This window comes from Nocardia exalbida NBRC 100660, from assembly GCF_000308575.1.
GTDB lineage: Bacteria > Actinomycetota > Actinomycetes > Mycobacteriales > Mycobacteriaceae > Nocardia > Nocardia exalbida.
The window spans coordinates 54,407-72,603 of record NZ_BAFZ01000162.1 but is presented as its reverse complement, the minus strand read 5'-3'; the positions used below and the strand labels follow the sequence as shown (position 1 = coordinate 72,603).

At 65.7% G+C, this 18,197-nt stretch carries 9 protein-coding genes and 1 pseudogene; 4 read left to right on the top strand and 6 right to left on the bottom strand.

Features of this window, described 5'->3' with window-relative positions:
• A partial coding sequence (locus ON29_RS31855) for an FxsB family cyclophane-forming radical SAM/SPASM peptide maturase (RefSeq protein WP_157172980.1) occupies positions 1–1,188 on the bottom strand: 1,188 nt, incomplete at its 3' end.
• Positions 1,189–1,525: 337 nt separating this feature from the next.
• Here ON29_RS31855 and ON29_RS31850 point away from each other — a divergent pair.
• Together ON29_RS31850 and ON29_RS31845 are read left to right on the top strand one after the other, a co-directional pair.
• Positions 1,526–9,349, top strand: coding sequence for a non-ribosomal peptide synthetase (locus ON29_RS31850; protein WP_083864210.1), 7,824 nt, complete (start codon positions 1,526–1,528; stop codon positions 9,347–9,349).
• Position 9,350: 1 nt separating this feature from the next.
• Entirely contained in the window at positions 9,351–11,042 is a 1,692-nt protein-coding gene (locus ON29_RS31845; RefSeq protein WP_040871915.1) for a DUF885 domain-containing protein, read from the top strand.
• Between the two features lie 538 nt (positions 11,043–11,580).
• Here the strand turns inward: ON29_RS31845 and ON29_RS31840 are convergent.
• Both ON29_RS31840 and ON29_RS35230 read right to left on the bottom strand, forming a co-directional pair.
• Positions 11,581–13,041, bottom strand: coding sequence for an NAD-dependent succinate-semialdehyde dehydrogenase (locus tag ON29_RS31840; protein ID WP_085994982.1), 1,461 nt, complete (start codon positions 13,039–13,041; stop codon positions 11,581–11,583).
• Positions 13,042–13,666: 625 nt separating this feature from the next.
• Positions 13,667–13,852, bottom strand: a pseudogene (locus ON29_RS35230) (tyrosine-type recombinase/integrase); the annotation flags it as partial.
• Between the two features lie 74 nt (positions 13,853–13,926).
• Here ON29_RS35230 and ON29_RS31835 point away from each other — a divergent pair.
• Both ON29_RS31835 and ON29_RS31830 read left to right on the top strand, forming a co-directional pair.
• Entirely contained in the window at positions 13,927–14,790 is an 864-nt protein-coding gene (locus tag ON29_RS31835) for an NADP-dependent oxidoreductase (RefSeq protein ID WP_040871913.1), read from the top strand.
• 236 nt (positions 14,791–15,026) lie between these two features.
• Positions 15,027–15,248, top strand: a complete 222-nt coding sequence (locus ON29_RS31830) for a hypothetical protein (RefSeq protein ID WP_040871912.1) — start codon at positions 15,027–15,029, stop codon at positions 15,246–15,248.
• 18 nt (positions 15,249–15,266) lie between these two features.
• Here the strand turns inward: ON29_RS31830 and ON29_RS36270 are convergent, their stop codons facing one another.
• From ON29_RS36270 to ON29_RS31815, 3 genes are all read right to left on the bottom strand, one after another.
• Complete coding sequence (locus ON29_RS36270; RefSeq protein WP_157172979.1) at positions 15,267–15,473, bottom strand: hypothetical protein; 207 nt, start codon at positions 15,471–15,473, stop codon at positions 15,267–15,269.
• A 419-nt stretch (positions 15,474–15,892) separates the two neighbouring features.
• Positions 15,893–17,329 (bottom strand): FAD-dependent monooxygenase, encoded by a 1,437-nt coding sequence (locus ON29_RS31820; protein ID WP_040871931.1) that lies wholly within the window; start codon positions 17,327–17,329, stop codon positions 15,893–15,895.
• Positions 17,330–17,371: 42 nt separating this feature from the next.
• Positions 17,372–18,172 carry an SDR family NAD(P)-dependent oxidoreductase gene (locus ON29_RS31815; RefSeq protein WP_051175828.1) on the bottom strand — a complete coding sequence of 267 codons (801 nt, stop codon included), beginning with the start codon at positions 18,170–18,172 and terminating at the stop codon, positions 17,372–17,374.
• Positions 18,173–18,197: the final 25 nt, after the last annotated feature.

Below are 18,197 nucleotides of genomic sequence, written 5' to 3'. Positions count from 1 at the left end.
GGAATCCCGAGCCGCTGTCTGCGCACCACCCCGACCTGCGTCGGCTTCTGTCTTCGCCATGTACTCGATCAACTCCTTGAGATCCGCGCAATACACCGAGGGATTGTCGAAACCGGCGCCCGGCCGGTATCGATCCGGGTAGAAGCCACCGCCACAGACCTGCACCAGCGTGCAGGACCGGCATGTTTCGCCGATGCCGTCGACGCCCTGCTGGCGCACGGTGATTCCCGGAATCGCGGCCGCCTCGTCGAGGCTGTTGCGCCAAACATCCAGGCCGGTGGCCGCCGCGCCGGGATACGCCGTCTTCAACGAATCGACCTGTTCCAATGTGCCGTCGGTCTCGATGACCAGGAGGTCGACCGGATCCAGCCCGAACGACTCCGCGCCACTGGGCCGTCCGTACATCGCTGCCAGCAGCGAATCGAAGGTGCGTAACGGCACCGGCCGTCCATCGGCGTTCCACGCCTCGAACATCGCGATCAGCCAGTCGGAATACTCACCGCCGCCGCGAGTCGGGTCGTCGGGGTCGCGTGGCGCGCGCAGACCGGGCGGCTGGTGTTCCCAATTGGAATGCGGAAGTAGAAGATCCAGCGCGGGAGGCTCTTGTTCGAGCAAGCCTCGATACACGGCCGCCGGGTCGTTTGCGATGTCCACGGTACACAGCAGGCCGGTGTACAGCTGCCGGTACTGTGGCTTTCGCAGCAACTCCAGACCGGCGAGCACCTTGTCGTAGCTACTGCGCCCGTTGCGGTAGAGACGGTGACGGTCGTTCGCGGCGCGGTCGCCGTCCAGCGAGACACCGACGCGGACATTGTATTCCACGAAGAGATCGAGAAACTCTTCATCCAGCCGTACCCCGTTGGTGTGGATGTAGAGGTCCGGCTCGGCGACCGGGGCGATCGCCGCCGTCAGCGTAGCCAGTGTTTCCCTGGTTCGGGCCGGACCGAGCAACAAGGGCTCGCCACCGTGCAGAACGAGCGAGACACGCCGCAGCGCATGGCCCGCGGCATGCTCGGCGATGCGGAACCCGACCTGGGCGGCAGTCTCCGGAGCGAACTCCATGGGGCGGCCGCGCCAGGACTGGTCGGCGTGCTCGTACATATAACAGTGGTCGCACGCCAGATCGCACCGACTGTGCACTTTTATCACGTACTGCCGGAAAGGAAGCGGTTCATAATTCGGGTGCATGGTTCAGTCGGCCTTTGCTCGCTCCGTCGGACTATCAGACCCTGGAGCTGAAGGAAAGGGTCGTAGCCGATGAGTTGCTGAGGTTCTTCATCAGGTCGGACAGGCTCTGGCCCGACAGCTGACCGAGCGGAGTCGTCCTGAGGTCCGATACCGCGGACGCGATTGTCCCCGTCGTTGCGTTCATGATCGTTCTCCAATCCGGCCGCGTCACTCTCGACAACCAGGCCGAATCGAACTGGCCGCGGCGGCCTTCCATGAGGTTATCGAGCTGAAAGCCGCGAACTTCACCAGCGATGGGAATCGTTGCGGTGCACCGTTTCCGCGTGCTAGCCATTGGATGGTCCGTGCAGTCGCAGCGAGCACCCACGTCGGCTCGGTCAGGTCGAAGTTCGTAGGCAGGAATGGATACCACTGTGCCACTGAGAAAGTCACGGGCCGCCCGGCGAGGCATCGAGAGAGCGCGAGCATGAACAACGGCACTGCGTCCGGTACGCGGCTACCGACAACCCAAGCGCAACACGAGATTTGGCTGACGCACCAGCTGCATCCGTCCTCGCTGATCCATCGGTTCGGTGGCTACTTCCTCATCGACGGACCGATCGATCCCACGCTCATGGACCGCGCATGCCGGCAGGTGATGTGTGAAGCCGAGTCGCTCCGGACCCGATTCGCCCAGCCCGATCACACGCTGTATCAGTACGTCGCGGATCGGCCGGCGAGAACTCTGCAGGTGTTCGACTTCAGCACCGATCCGGATCCGATCGGCCGCGCCGAAGACTGGATGCGATCGGAGCTTTCCGATCCACGGCGGCCGGAAGTTGGTGGCCTCGTGACATTTGCGCTGTTCAAGCTCGCGGCCGATCGCAATGCCTGGTATCAGGGGTACCATCACATCGTCATGGACGGTGTGGGCTATACCCTCATCGCTCAGCGCGTCGCCGACCTCTATTCCGCATATTCGGCCGGCCGGTTGCCGTCCCCGTCACGATTCGAGTCGCTTGCCGCGCTGGTCGATGCCGAGAACATGTATCGGAACTCGGATCGCTACCGTGCGGACCGCGACTATTGGCGGGGCCGCCTCGACGGCTCCCCGGAGCCTGCCACACTGGCGGATCGCAATACGCGTAGCCCGGTCTCCTCCGTAATCCGCCACACCGGCTACCTCGATACCGATACCGTCGCCGCACTGCAGCGTTCAGCCGCAGAATTCGGTATTCGACTGTCGACTGTATTCATCGCCGCCGCGGCACTCTACGTGCACAAGCTGACGGGCCGCTGTGAGTTGCTCCTTCAACTTCCCGTATCGGCGCGGGCATCCGGCGTGTTGCGTCGAATGCCCGCCACGGTCGCGAATATGGTTCCCCTGCGCATCGAAGTTCATCCCGATGGGCCGATATCGGAACTATTACTCGCCGTCGGCAGAGAAGTATCCGCTGTTGTTCGGCATCATCGGTATCGCGGCGAGAGCATTACCCGAGAGCTGCGGGCCACGACCGGGGTAGAAAACTCTGCCGGACTCCAGCTCAATTTCATGTCATCTTTGGAGAATTTCGACTTCGGTGGCTATCGCGCTGCGGCACACAGTGTTTCGGCGGGACTGGTTCAGGACGCGGCATTCGACATCTACGACCTGCCGAGAACTCCGAGCCGCACACGTATCGACCTTGTCGTCAACGCGGACCGCTACGAGGCCGAGACCGCGGCCGGACATCATCGACGGTTTCTGGGGCTGCTGAATACCCTCGCCGCAACGGATCCGGCCGAGGCAGTGCGACGGTTTTCGGTGCTCACCCCCGACGAGCGTGATCGGATTCTGCGTGTCCGGAGCGGGGCGGCAGCCGCTACGGACGCCGGGAACATCGGCCCGACCATGCCGGAGTTGTTTGCGACCCATGTCCGGAAGATTCCGGGCGCAACGGCATTGATATGCGGCGATCAACACCTCGACTACGCCGAACTCGACACTTGTAGCTCCCGGCTCGCCCGCCGCCTGATCGGCTCCACGACCACGGCCCTCGGTGCCGACTCGATCGTTGCCATCGCCTTGCCCCGAACCCCCGAGCTTGTCATCGCGATGCTCGCCGTGCTCAAAATCGGCGCCGCCTACCTCCCCCTCGACCCCACCCATCCACCGGCTCGGCTGATCCGCATCATCGCCGATGCCCGACCGGAGCTCATTGTCACCGACAGCACCATCACGCTGCCCCCCACCGCGATACCCCGAGTCCGCCTCGACTCCACCGCAGCAGACGCAGACGCAACAGAGCCCGACGGCGGGGTCCGCGTCCACCCCGACAACCTCGCGTATCTCATCTACACCTCCGGGACCACCGGCGCCGCGAAGGGCGTCGCCATCACTCACCGGAACCTCGCGACCCACATTGCCGCCGCCGCGGCACTTCGACCGCCGGGCCCGGGTCGAGTCGTCGCGGCCACCTCCGCCGGATTCGACGTTTCGGTGTTCGAGATCCTGACCACGATCGCCACCGGTGGCACCGTGGACCTGATCGGCAACATCCTCGAACTCACCCGGCGCCCCGGGACCGCCGGGGAACTGGTCAGCACCGTCCCCTCCGCGTTTGCCGCAATTCTCGATGCTCCAGCGACTCTCACGCCGCATACCGTCGTGTTCATCGGTGAGCCGCTGACCGGCGCGCTCGTCCGTCGGACCCTTTCCAGGCTCCCCGACGCTCACATCGTCAACGGATACGGCCCCACCGAGACAACCGTCTACGTCACCACCGCCGCACTCACCCCGGCCGACCCCGTGCCCGATCGGATACCCATCGGCACACCGGTCGCCGGCACCCACGCCTTCCTCCTCGATCCCTGGCTGCAACCTGTTCCTCCGGCGGCGCCCGGTGAACTCTATGTGGCCGGTGGTCAGCTCGCCCGCGGCTATCACAGGCAGCCGGGACCGACCGCGGCCCGATTCGTGGCCAACCCCTTCGCCCCGGGCGAACGCATGTACCGCACCGGCGATCTTGCCCGCTGGCGCCCGGATGGCATGCTCGAATACCTCGGCCGCGTCGACGACCAGATCAAAGTCCGCGGCTTCCGCATCGAGCCCGGCGAAATCGAAGCCACCCTCACCCGCCATCCCGGCATCACCCAGGCCGTCGTCCTCGCCCACACTCACAGCGACGACACCAGCGACACCCGACTCGTCGGCTACCTGGTAACCGACCCGGCGGCCGCCGTGGACATCCGGGAAGTCCGCGAATTCCTCGCGGCACAACTGCCGGACGTCATGGTGCCGACGGCGCTGATACCACTCGGCAACCTCCCGCTCACCGCCAACGGCAAACTCGACCGCGGCGCCCTACCGGCACCGCAGATCCGATCCACGGTCCCATACCGCAAACCCGGTACCGCCCAGGAAAAGACACTGGCCGATCTGTTCAGCGATGTCCTCGGCCTACCCGAGGTGAGCATCGACGACGACTTCTTCCAACTCGGCGGCCACTCCCTCTCCGCAACCCGCCTCTCCTCCCGCATCCGCGCCGCGCTCGGCGTCGAGATTCCCCTCCGCACCATCTTCGACAACCCCACCATCGCCCAACTCACCACCCACCTCGACAACACCACCACCCCACGCACCCCCCTCACACCACAGCGGCGGCCAGCGGTGGTGCCGTTGTCTTCCGCTCAACGACGTCTGTGGTTCCTTCACCGCTCGGAAGGCCCATCGGCCACCTACAACATGCCGATGGCCGTGCGGATGAACGGGCCACTCGACCTCGCCGCGCTCACCTCCGCCGTCGCCGATGTCGTCGCCCGGCACGAGACTCTGCGCACGGTATACGCCGACGCCGACGGAAGACCCCACCAGCGCATCCTGGATCCCGACGATCTGCACATTCCCATCGAAGTCCATCGCAGTACCTCCGAGGCCGACACCACGGCCGCACTGGCCGAACTGGCGAGCCATCGCTTCGAGCTGTCGTCCGATATTCCGTTGCGGGCCTCGATCTTTCGGCACGACGATCACGACCACACCGTCGCCCTGGTACTGCACCACATCGCGGGCGACGGCTGGTCGATGGTTCCGCTGATACAAGATCTGACCAGCGCGTACCGGGCCCGCCGCGAGGGCCGCGAACCCGTGTGGACGCCGCTTCCGGTCCACTATGCCGACTACGCCCTTTGGCATAACCGACTACTCGGCTCCATCGACGACCCCGACAGCCTACTTTCGCGACAACTTCGATACTGGACTGCCGAACTGACAGGGCTCCCGGATCTGCTCCCTCTCCCCACCGACCGACCGCGCCCAGGCGCGGCCGATCACCGGGGCACCACCGCGACGTTCCATATCGGACCCGACATTCGTCTCGCCGTCGAGCAACTCGCCCGGGAGGGCAACGCGACTCCGGCCATGGTGTTGCAGGCCGCGCTGGCCCTCCTGCTGAACAAGTACGGCGCGGGCCGCGACATCCCCATCGGTTCATCTATCGCCGGCCGCACCGACGAAGCGCTGAGCGACCTGGTCGGATTCTTCGTCAACACCTGGGTCCTGCGCACCATCATCGCCCCTGACGCGCCGTTCACCCAGCTACTGGCACAGGTCAAGCAGAAGGCGCTCGCGGCATACGCCAACCAGGACGCCCCCTTCGACCAGATCGTCGAACAGCTGAACCCCACCCGCACAGCCGCACACCATCCCCTCTTCCAAGTCCTGTTCACTTTCCTCAACGAACCGCCACCCACCCTCACACTGCCGGATCTTCGCGCCACTCCACGGCCCATGACCAGCGGTACCTCCCGTGTCGACATCTCGTTCACGATCGCCAATGCCTCGAACCCCACCGACGGCTACCCGATCACCATCGAATACGCCACCGCCCTGTTCGACGACGACACGATCAAGACCCTGATCGCGCGATACGAGCAGCTCCTCCACGCTGCGGCGAGCAATCCGACCGTCGCCGTCGGCCGCCTCGGCCTGCTCACCGCCGATGAGCTACGCCGACTCCGCCACACCCCCGAAACCCACACCGACCCCACCACCCTGGTCGACCTACTCCACGCCCGAATCCGAGACACCCCCGGCAACATCGCCATCCACACCGGCACCAGCACCCTCACCTACAGCGAACTCGACACCCGGGCCACCAACCTCGCCTACCACCTCACGACCCACAACGCACAGCCCGAAACCATCATCGCCATCGCTATACCCCGCACTCCCGACCTCATCATCGCGATGCTCGCCGTCCTGAAAACCGGCGCCGCATACCTACCCCTCGACCCCACTCACCCACCGGCCCGGCTCGCCGAAATCATCACCGACGCCCGACCCACCCTGATCCTCACGGACACCACCACCCCACTACCTCCGACCAGCACACCTCGCCTCCACCTCCACGCCCGGCATCTCCACACGCCCACCCCACCCACACCCCACAATCCACCCCTCCCGCACAACCCCGCCTACCTCATCTACACCTCCGGCACCACCGGAAGACCCAAAGCCGTCACCATCACCCACGCCAACACCACCAACCTCATCGCCGAACTTTCGTCCGCAGTGGGCATTACAGCCGATACCCGGATCGTGGCAAGTACATCCGCGGCGTTCGACGTCTCGATTTTCGAGATATTCGCCGCCCTGTGCTCCGGCGCATCCATAGAACTCGTCGAAAATATTCTCGAGCTGCGGAAGCACCACTCGCGCGGAAGCATCGTCAGCACGGTGCCTACGGCGTTCACCGCGGTGGTCGACGAATTGGACGGCGAAAGCATCACAGAAACAATCATTTTCGCCGGAGAGCCCCTCCGGCGCGGAATCGTCGAACAGAGCCGGGCCGCCCTACCCGGCGTTCGCATCTTCAACGGCTACGGCCCGACGGAGACAACGGTTCTCGCGACAATATTCCGACTCACCGCCGATGACGCGCCCGATCGCCCGATACCGATCGGGCATCCGCTGGCCAATACCCGGGTTTTCGTAATGGATTCGTGGCTACAGCCGGTACCGACCGGAGTCGCCGGCGAACTTTATGTGGCCGGCGCCCAGCTCGCTCGCGGCTATCACAATCGGCCCGGACCGACCGCGCTACGGTTCGTCGCCGATCCATTCATTCGAGGCGAACGCATGTACCGCACCGGAGACCTCGCCCGCCGGCGCCCCGACGGCGCACTCGAATACCTCGGCCGCACCGATGACCAGATCAAGATCCGCGGCTTCCGCATCGAACCCGGCGACATCGAGAACACACTCACCCGCCATCCCGATATCACTCACGCCGTAGTACTCGCCCACACCCGCGGTGACAACACCAGCGACACACAGTTGACCGCCTACATCGTCACCGACACCGCAGCCGATCCCGACCTGGACGAGATACGCCGATTCGCGGCATCGCTACTACCCCGTTACATGGTCCCCACGACAATCGTCACACTCGAGAATCTCCCGCTCACCCCCAACGGCAAACTCGACCGCAACGCCCTGCCCGAACCCACTCGCACCCCCACCACCGCATACCGCGCCCCCCGCACCGCCCGCGAACGCCTACTCACCGGCCTCTTCGCCGAAATACTCGACATCCCCGCAGTGGGCATCGATGACGATTTCTTCCATCTCGGCGGCCACTCGCTGCGCGCCACGCGCCTTGCCTCCCTGATCCGCACCACCCTCGGCACCGAAATCCCCCTCCGCACCATCTTCGACAACCCCACCATCGCCCAACTCACCACCCACCTCGACAACACCATCACCCCACGCCCGTCCCTCACCCCACAGGAGCGGCCGGCGCGACCCCCGCTGTCGGCCAACCAGGAACGCCTTCGGCTCATCCACCGCATCGAAGGCCCCTCGGCGAACTACAACATGCCACTCGCCGCGCGCTTGACCGGCCCCCTCGACACAACCGCGCTCACCGACGCGATACACGACCTCGTGGTGCGCCACGAGATTCTGCGCACCACTATCCGACAGGCCCCCACCGGGCAGCCCTACCAGCACATCCACGACCCCGTCGACTGCCCGATCACCATCACCTCCCATTCGCCGGTGGACGCGACCGACGCAGCACGAATCGTCGACGAACTCGCCCGGCACCCATTCGATCTCGCAACCGATATACCCTTTCGCGCGGCGATACTGCGCACTGGTACGGACGAACACGTGGTGCTGCTGGTTCTTCACCACATCGCCGCCGACGGATGGTCCCTGCATCCGCTCGGCCGTGACCTGGCGCACGCGTACACCGCACGTCGGAGCCACACCGAACCCCGATGGACCCCGCTGCCGGTCCAGTACGCCGATTACGCCCAATGGCACAACCAGCTTCTGGGCGACCCCAGCGATCCCGAGAGTGAGTTCTCCCGCCAATCCCGTTATTGGAAGCGAGAACTCGCCGGGCTCCCCACTGATCGCCTACTACCGACCGACCTGCCGCGTCGAGCGAGGCCCAGCCATCCCAGCAGCACGGCAGAGTTCACCATCGACAGCCGAACCCGCGCTGGAATACAGCGAATCGCACGTCTTCACGGGGCCACCGCCCCGATGGTGCTCCAGGCCGCCCTGGTGGTGCTGCTCGGCCAACTCGGCGGAGGTGACGATATCTCGATAGCCTCTCCGATCGCGGGCCGCGTCGACGACGCCCTCACCGACCTCATCGGATTCTTCCACGCTTCGTGGATTCTCCGCGTCTCCGTCGAGGGGCCGGCTTCATTCGCTGAACTACTCGCCGCAGTGAGAGAAAAGGCCCTGGCGGCATACGCCCATCAGGATCTTCCGCTGCAACATCTCGTCGAGCTACTCGATCCGGACGGATCCGGCGCATTCGATCGACTGCTGACCTCCGTGGTACCAGTAACACTGGTATTCCAGAGTCACGTCTTCCCGGCCGTCCGCTTCCCCGGTATACAGGTCACCGGCTATCCCGTATCGCTCGGGATTTCGCGGTCGGACCTCATTTTCTCCGTCACCGACAGCCCCGAACCGGCCGACGGGTATCCCGTGACCCTCGAATACGCGACGGACCTCTTCCATCGGTCGACGATCGATACGGTCATCGCCCGGTACCTGCGAATACTTTGTACGGTTACCCGCGATCCCGCCGTTACCATCGATGATCTCGATATATCGGGCACCCTCGATTCGATCGTGGGCACAACGCGGTCAGTGCCCGGCCCAGCGGACGGGCGGTAGCGTGCGCCGCACGGCATCAGGCGAGAGTGTCCATCAGATCTGTGACCGGTTCGTCACCGAGTACGCGGCTGCCGATCCGGTGGCGGCCGCGATGTTCGGGCTCACCGGAGATCAGGACTGTCTCACTGATTATTCGCCTGCCGGCCATGATCTTCGCGCGGACATCTATCGCGCGGCGTTGCGCGATGTGCTGGCCGCCGAGCCTGCCGACGACGGTGAGCGGGTCGCGAAAGCCGTGTTCTGCGACCGTATCGGACTCGAGATCGAGATACTGGAGGCCGGCCTGCCGGCAGCGGCGCTGAACGTGATCTCCAGCCCGGTACAGGACATTCGGATGGTGTTCGATCTGATGGACACCAGCACCGCCGAGGGCTGGTCGCTCATCGCCACACGACTGGCCAAGATTCCCGGCACGCTGCAGGGCCTGAATGCCTCGTTGTTGAGCGCCGCCCAGCGCGGACAGGTATCCGCACAACGGCAGATCACCAAGACCGCCGAGCAGGCGGAAACCTGGGCGGGACTGCGCGATGGGGCAGGGTTCTTTTCCACATTCGTCGCCGCCGCCGATCGTGTGCACGGCGCGCCGGCGCAGCAATTACGGCAAGCCGCACGCGCGGCCGAACACGCGTATGCCGACCTGGCCGGCTTCCTGCGCAACGAGCTGGGGCCGCTGGCACCGGCCGCTGACGCCGTTGGCGAGCAGGCGTATCGGCTCTGGTCCCGATACCATCTCGGCAGCACGGTCGATCTGCGGGAAGCCTACGAGTGGGGCTGGGACGAATTCGCACGACTCGAGGCCGACATGGCATCGGTCGCCGCCCGGATCATCCCGGGCGCGACGCTCGCCGAAACCGCCACGGCCCTCGACGCGGACCCCCGCTACCGGGTACACGGGCGCAGCGAGTTCGAAGCCTGGATGCAACACCTGTCGGACCGGGCATTGACATCGTTGCGCGGCACACACTTCGATATCCCCGATGCGTTGATGCGGTTGGAATGCACGATCGCGCCGCCCGGTGGGACTCTGGGCGCCTACTACACCGGGCCCAGCGCGGACTTCCGGCGACCCGGCCGGATGTGGTGGTCGGTAGCCCCGGAAAAGACCGAATTCGCCACCTGGCGCGAGGTCTCCACCGTGTACCACGAGGGAGTACCCGGACATCATCTGCAGGTCGCGACAGCGGTCGCCCAAGGCGCATCGCTCAACACCTACCAGCGCATGTTGTCGTTCACCGCCGGGCACGGTGAAGGCTGGGCACTCTATGCCGAGCGCCTCATGCGCGACCTCGGATACCTCAGCGACGACGGCGATCTGTTCGGCATGCTCGCACAACAACTGTTCCGCGCCGCACGGGTGATCGTCGATATCGGGATGCACCTGCAGCTGAAGATCCCCGCGGGTGCCGGCTTCCACCCCGGCAAGCGGTGGACACCGGACCTCGGCGCGGAATTCCTACTGACCCGCACCGTCCTCGACCCAGCCGAGGCCCGCGACGAGATCGACCGCTACCTCGGATGGCCGGGCCAAGCACCCGCCTACAAGCTCGGCGAACGACTCTGGCTCACCGCCCGCGACGAAGCCCGTCAGCGCGCCGGGCACGCGTTCGACCTGAAAGACTTTCACACCCGCGCGCTCGAACTCGGCGGCATGGGCCTGGACACACTCCGCGCCCAACTCGCTCATCAGGACTGACCTTTACAACTCCCACGACTCACAGTGGTGCCATCCAGTCACCGGCAAATGAACCCCAGGGCGCTTACCGCCCTGGCTGCGGCCACGTGTCGCCATCGACACCCTTGACGTTCCCCGTTATCCACCCCGGCTCGATCGCTCTCGGGGATCCAGAACGAACCCACAACGAGCAGACGTTCTCCGGTTCGCCCATGTTTTCGGTGCCCCTGCCGAGGGCTGCAACGTGGTCGTAGGTGAGCTTCAGGCCGAGTTGCCGGTAGACCCGCCGAGCCCAACGGCCGCTGGCACCACTCCAGTGACGACAGAGATCCCGTCCACACCCGCGCCAACGACCTCAACCCGATAGACCAGGCACTCAGGGCGACCTACCTGTTCAAAGCGTTGGTCGAAAAGCACAGTCCGGGCCGGCTCGAGGCCACACCCGTCACCTCCACCGCTCGCTCCCGGACCGGCACCTCACATGGCCCGGGTGAGTGCTTCCGGACCACCGAATTCCCGCAGCACCGCTGCACGCATGCGCATCTCCTCCTTCGAACGGTCAGCCCGCGACACCGGCGGATTCGGTCTTGCGGGGCAGGGAGCGAATCAGTTTGCGATTGGCGAACTCGAACATGCCGAGTTCGGACAGTTCGCGACCGAAACCGGACTTCTTGATCCCGCCGAAGGGCAGATCGGCCTCCAAGGACGTCGGATGGTTGATCCACACCATGCCGCTGGCGATCTGCTCGGCCACCGCTCGCGCGCGGTCCGGGTCACTGCTGTACACGGTGGCGCCGAGCCCGAACTTCGAGGTGTTCGCCAACTCGATCGCCTCGCGTTCGTCGCCGACGCGGTACACCACCGCGACCGGCCCGAACAGCTCCTCGGAATAGGCGCGCATATCGGGGGTGACATCGGTCAGCACCGTCGCGTCGACGAACGAGTCCCGGCGTCCGGGCGCCGGTACGTCGGGGCGGCCGCCACCGGTGACCACCGTGGCGCCCTTCTCACGGGCATCCTGGACCTGTTCCAGCAGGTCCTCGGCGGCCTTCGGAGAGGAGAGCGGTCCGAGTGTGGTCTCCGGATCCGACGGGTCGCCCGGACGCAATGCGCCGAACCGCTCGGCCAGACCGGCCACGAAGCGATCGTACAGTTCGTCCGGTACGATGAAACGTTTTGCGGCGACACAACTTTGACCGGTATTCGCCAGCCGCCCGGTGGTCGCCGCATCGATCGTGTCGTCCAGATCGTCGGCGTCGAGCACGATGAAGGGGTCGCTGCCGCCGAGTTCGAGTACGCATTTCTTCACGTGCCGCCCGGCGATCTCGGCCACCGACGCACCGGCGGCGTCGCTGCCGGTGAGGGATACGCCCTGGACAGCGGGCTGGGCGATGACGTGCTCGACGTCCGAGATCCGCAGGAAGACGTTGGTGTAGACACCGTCGGGCGCGCCGGCGTCGGTGAAGATCTTCTGCAGTTCGAGCGCGGTGAGCGCGCAGATCTTTGCGTGCTTGAGCAGAATCGTGTTGCCCAGCACCAGATTCGGCGCCACGAACCGCACCACCTGATAGAGCGGGAAGTTCCACGGCTCGATGCCGAGCAGCACCCCCAGCGGTGGGTTGACGAGCTGGGCTTCGCCCTCCTCGACCGGCAGTGCGGTGGGCTCCACAATGCGCGGTCCGTTCTCGCCGTAGTACTGCAGAATGCTCGCCGAGAGGTCGACTTCGAACTCGCTCTCGGAAATGCGTTTGCCCATTTCGCGGGTGATCAGCCGGGCGAGGTCGTCCTTGCGTTCGCGCATCAGATCCGCCGCGGCGGACACCACCCGCGCACGCTGCTCGATCGGTTTCGCGCGCCACGACCGATAGGCGTCGTCCGCGCGTTCGAGCAGGGCATCGAGTTGCTCGGTCGTCTGGTAGGACAGTTCGGCCAGGGTTTCGCCGGTATAGGCGTCGACCGTCTCGAACGGTTCGGCGTCGGGACCCGAGGCGCTCATAGGCTGGACGTTGGTCGATGTCATCGGTCACCACTCCTCGTACGACGGAATTCGACTCGGTCGGTGTCAAGGGGTGGCTACCCGCCCACGGCGCACGAAACATCTCATCGCATGCTGACCGTGCGGGATGCCTGGCCACACCGAGCACGTCCTCGAGACCGCGACATCTGCCCCGACACCGGCCTCGCCCGCCTGTCCTAAGCCAAGCCCGCGCCCTGCTCGACGCCGCCACCGCCACGAACGGCCCCGACACCGGGTGGGACCTGCACGAACTCCGACACTCCGCGCTCACCCACCTCGGCGAGCGCAGCGCCAGCCTGCTCGGCCCCGACCACCACCAGTAGTATCGCGCCGGTTACCGATACCCGCCATCACCGCAGGTCAAGGCAACTTTGTTGCTTTTCGCGCGATTGCTACCGGAACCCCCGGCGAGACGGGTGAGATCGACAGAAGTCGTCAATGAAAGCAAGGGAGCCGGAACCGGCGGGTGAGGTTGGTCATGCACCAGTGCAGGAATCCTCGGATGCCGGTGCGGGCACGGGCATTGTGTTCGACATGCCGGGCATCGATGTCGGTTTGGCCGCAGCCGGCCAGTGTGACGGGGGCGGCCAAGGTAAGCCGAAAAGGGGCAATGCCCTGGTCAGGGCGCCTACCGATCGAAGACGCGTTCGATGACGGCGGCGGTCTCGGCGGGTCCGGCTCGGAAGTATCGCGCTGAGGTCTCCAGGGAGGCGTGACCGAGCAAGGCTTGGACTTGGGCGGGGTCGGCGCCACCTTGCCGGAGACGAGTTGTGAAGGTGTGGCGTAGCCGGTGCGGACGCAGGCCAGCGATGCGTGCGTACTCGCCGACGGCCGAGACGACCTGGCCGCGCGGTAGCCCAACCGGCTACGAGTCGTGAGGTGAGGGGGATGGTGCGCAACGGCGAATTCAAACAACTCCTCGAGTACAAACCGCCCTTCGTCCTGGGGCACGACCTCGCTGGAGTCGTGACTGCCGTCGGGGAAGACGTGCACGAGTTCGAAGTCGGCGACGAGATCTATGCACGGCCGAGGGACATGCGGATCGGGACCTTCGCCGAGGCCATCGCCATCGACGCCGCCGACGTTGCCCGAAAGCCCGGCTCGCTGTCGTTCGAGCAGGCTGCCGCAGTGCCGCTGGTGGCACTCGCGGCCTGGCAGGCACTCGTCGAGACCGCCGACCTTCAGCCCGGACAGAAGGTGCTGGTCCACGCGGGCGCCGGCGGTCTCGGATCGACGGTCATCCAGGTCGCCAAACACCTCGGAGCCTTCGTCGCCACCACCGCGCACACCAAAGACCTCGACAAAGTCCGGGCATTGGGGGCCGACAAGGTCATCGACTACACCACACAGGACTTCACCCGGGAGCTCTCCGGCTACGACGTCGTCCTCGACTCTCTCGGTGAAGCCAGCCTGCGCAAGTCGCTGACCGTACGCGCCCGCGGTGGTATCGCGATCAGTGTCGTCGGACCACCCGACCCGGGCTTCGCCAAACAGCTCGGTCAGCCGCTGCTCGCACCCGTGATGTACTTGATGAGCCGCAAGATTCGTGCCGAGGCCAAGAAGCTGGGCGTGCGTTACTCGTTCTTCTTCATGCGAGCCGACGGCAACCAGCTCGCACATCTGGCCGCGCTCTACGACCAGCAGATCCTGCACCCCGTGCTCGACCGGACCTTCCCATTTGCCGACACCCTCGAGGCGATCGCCTATGTCGAGCACGGCAAAGCCAACGGCAAGATCGTGATCACACACTGACCCACCATCCATCGAGCCCACAGCGTCAGGTCCCGATGTCGCACGTGCCCGCCGTCGCGAGCCCGATCAATCATGGGTGTTCCACAATTCCGGTTCGGCGGCTTTGCCGAGCGACGTGATACCCCGGATAACGGCCTGTTATCCGGGGCATCGTGGGAACCTGCTGGGGACGGACCGGCTCCGGCGCGTACGCGAAGCGGCCCCGTTATCCGTCGCAACCCGGAAGGGCGGATCCGATGACCGCGAAGGTGACCCGCCTACGCACCGCCCCGGCGCGGACCCTGCCCACCGCCGCCGAGGCCTTCCTCGACACCGTCGGATCGGCGAACACCCGCCGCTCCTACGGCATCGCGATCGTCAAGACCGTCGACCAGCTCGACGGGCCGGGCCCCGACGGGCCAGTCCTCTCCGGCATCCGCCTGACGTATCCCGTTCGACGTGACGTGCCCAGAGACTGATTCGGCTGCGGCGTTCGGTCAGATCCGATCCCCAGGCGGCGGACTCACCTGCGTGACCGGTGCTTCCACGGTGACCCACTGCTGGGTTCCGGCGTCCCACCCCAGTACCTTTCCGTGCAGCGCAGGCTCGGTAGGATCGAGGTCGAGCAGGGCCAGGCGCGCCTCGTCCGGAAGATCAGCGGTGATCAGGATCGCTGCCGCGTTCACGTTCTCGATGTCGAGCACGGCAACCACCTCCCGTTCACCCTGCGATCGCCGTGCCCGCCGAAAGAACCAGCGTTGGCGTAGTTTGCCCGGAAGCGCTGCCGCACCGTCGGCGGCACGCTGACCGAGCGCTTCGAGAAATGCTTTACCGAACACTGTCGCAGCAGGCGCGACCGCACCGAACGCAGCCGCTGACCACTGCAGCAGATCGTGCGGCAGTGAACCGGGATCGACCGGCGGCCGGCCGACTGCGCGCGATGGCTGCACGACATCTCCCCTACCGGCGCGCCCCGGGCTCGGCTCTGTCTGATTCACGGTGACCCCACCCCCATTACTTCAGTGCGCACCGATAGTACGCCACCCCGCCTCTGCTGTTTCAGAACCTGCCGCTGCAATATCGATGGCGATGCCCGCATCCAATGGGCGCCCCATGTGCAGTGCTAGGCGAGCCCCGCGGTGGACAGGGCGGTCGCGAGGCCGGTGTTGTGGCAGCCGACCCAGTCCAAGTATCCGTCCGGTCGGACGAGCGCGGCTGTCGCTCCTGCCCACTCCGGCCGGTCCTGGATCGGGACTGCGCGCGCGAACGGCAGATTCGCGACCGGCTCCAGGGCGCCGGTCAGATCGAGCAGTACGTGGCGAGCGTCGGTGAGGGTTGTGAACAGCGTGCGACCGTCGGTGAGCGGCAGGTCGGGGGCATGGTGGCCAGTGAGGTGGTGCGTGCCGGGTGCGGATGGGTAGGTCACCGACAGTCCGGATAGTTGTTCGCCGAGCTCGCGCGCGAATTCGGGTCGGTCGGCGATCATCGCGGACAATAGGGCGCGCAACTGCCTGCCGTCCGGTGAGAATGCGGTCATCAGCGCTGCCTGGGCTTGTGTGCTGAGCAGCGCTCGGGAACCGACGGGATGCCGCTCGGTGTGATAGGTATCGAGCAAGCCTTCGGGCGCTCTCCCTGACGCGGTGGCGGCAAGCTTCCAGCCGAGGTTCATCGCGTCCGCGAGGCCGAGATTCATTCCGACTCCACCGGCCGGCATGTGCTGGTGTGCCGCGTCACCGGCGAGCGACACTCTGCCGGTTCGGTAGCGTTCGGCTTGCCGGGCGGCATTGCCGAAGCGCGACAACCACTTCGGCGAGTGCATCGCCCAGTCCGTCCCGACGAGTTCGATGGTCTTCGCCCGCAGTTCGTCGAGTGTGAGGGCGCCGGGCCAGTCGGTCCGCAGATCCTGGGGAGTGATACCGATCAGGCGGTAAGAGCCGCTGGGTAGTCGCACGCTCATCAGCAGGCCCGACTCGGTCCATTCGGTGCGGACAGGCTGGGGCGGTGGGTCGGCGAGTTCGACGTCGCCGAGCCAACCCAGCATGGTCGACTCGTCACCTGGATAAGCGATGCCCGCGGCCTGCCGGACCGTGCTGCGGACCCCGTCACATCCCACGACCCACTCGGCCTCGATGTCGGAGTTCTGATCGACATGCACGGTGATCGACTCGCCCCGCACGGTCAATCCGGTTACGCGCTGCCCGCGCCGGATTTCGGCTCCGGCCGCCCGCGCATGTGCTTCCAAGAGTTGTTCGGTCCGTACCTGCGGCAGTGACAGCGTGAATTGGTACGAAGTGTCCAGTAGCCGGAAGTCCAGCCGAGTGTCCAACGCGGCGAAGTGTCCGCTCGGGATCCGGCTCCCTTCAGCGAGGAATCGGTGCACGAGGGCTCGGGACGCCAGCATCTCGAGGGTGCGCGGATGGATGGCCAGCGCTTTGGAATTCGGGTCCGGCTCTGTACGCGCCTCCAACACCAGCACTTCGACGCCGCCCAAGCGCAGTTCCGCGGCCAACCACAGCCCGACCGGGCCCGCGCCGACTACAACGACCTGGCGATGCCTCACGCCGGCCTCCTTCCTCACAAGTCAGCACAAGGTGGTAGAGGTTCAGGCCTCGTGGTGAAATCGGCTGCCGAGTTCGGTGCCGAGGCGTTCGGAATCGATGAGGTGGTGTATCGGTGCGACGAGCGCCGGGGCGATGCATCCGATCGTCGCCAGTAGGCGTGTTTCGATTGGGGCGACGACGATTTCGTCGATGTTGCCGCGAATTGCTCGGATGACAGCGTGGGAAACTTGCTGTGGTGTGGCCGTGCGCATTCCCGGTGGGACTCGGCTGCCGCTGTCGGCGAACATTCCGGCGTCACGGACGAATCCGGGTTCGACGATGGACACGCCGATCCCGGCGTCGCGAAGATCGTGCCGCAGGGCCAGCGCGAAGCCGCGCAGGCCGAATTTGGTCGCGTTGTACAAGCTGACCCGCGGTGCGGGCAGCAGGCCGGCGACCGACCCCATGAAGACGATGTGGCCCGCTCCCCGCGCAGTCATCTGCTCCGCCAGCGCGCGGGCGAGCAACATCGGCGCCCGCAGATTGACATCGAGGACACGGTCGAGATCAGCGGCGGAGAAGTCGAGAATATGCCCGCCTGCCGGTAGACCCGCGTTGGCGATGAGAACATCCACCGGTCCAGCCTGGCCCAGCAATCGCGACAGGTCCTCGAGGTTCGAGAGATCGGCGGGGATTACAGCTGCGTCCAGTTCGGCGGCGAGCGCGGACAACGCATCGGCGCGACGGCCGGTCAGCACGAGATCAGCGCCGCGGGAGGCGAGTTCACGCGCCACCGCATGGCCGAGACCACCGGTGGCGCCGGTGAGCAGCACTCTGGCGGAGGCCAGTTCCACAGGGGACATGATCGGTTCCTTTCGCACCGTCGGC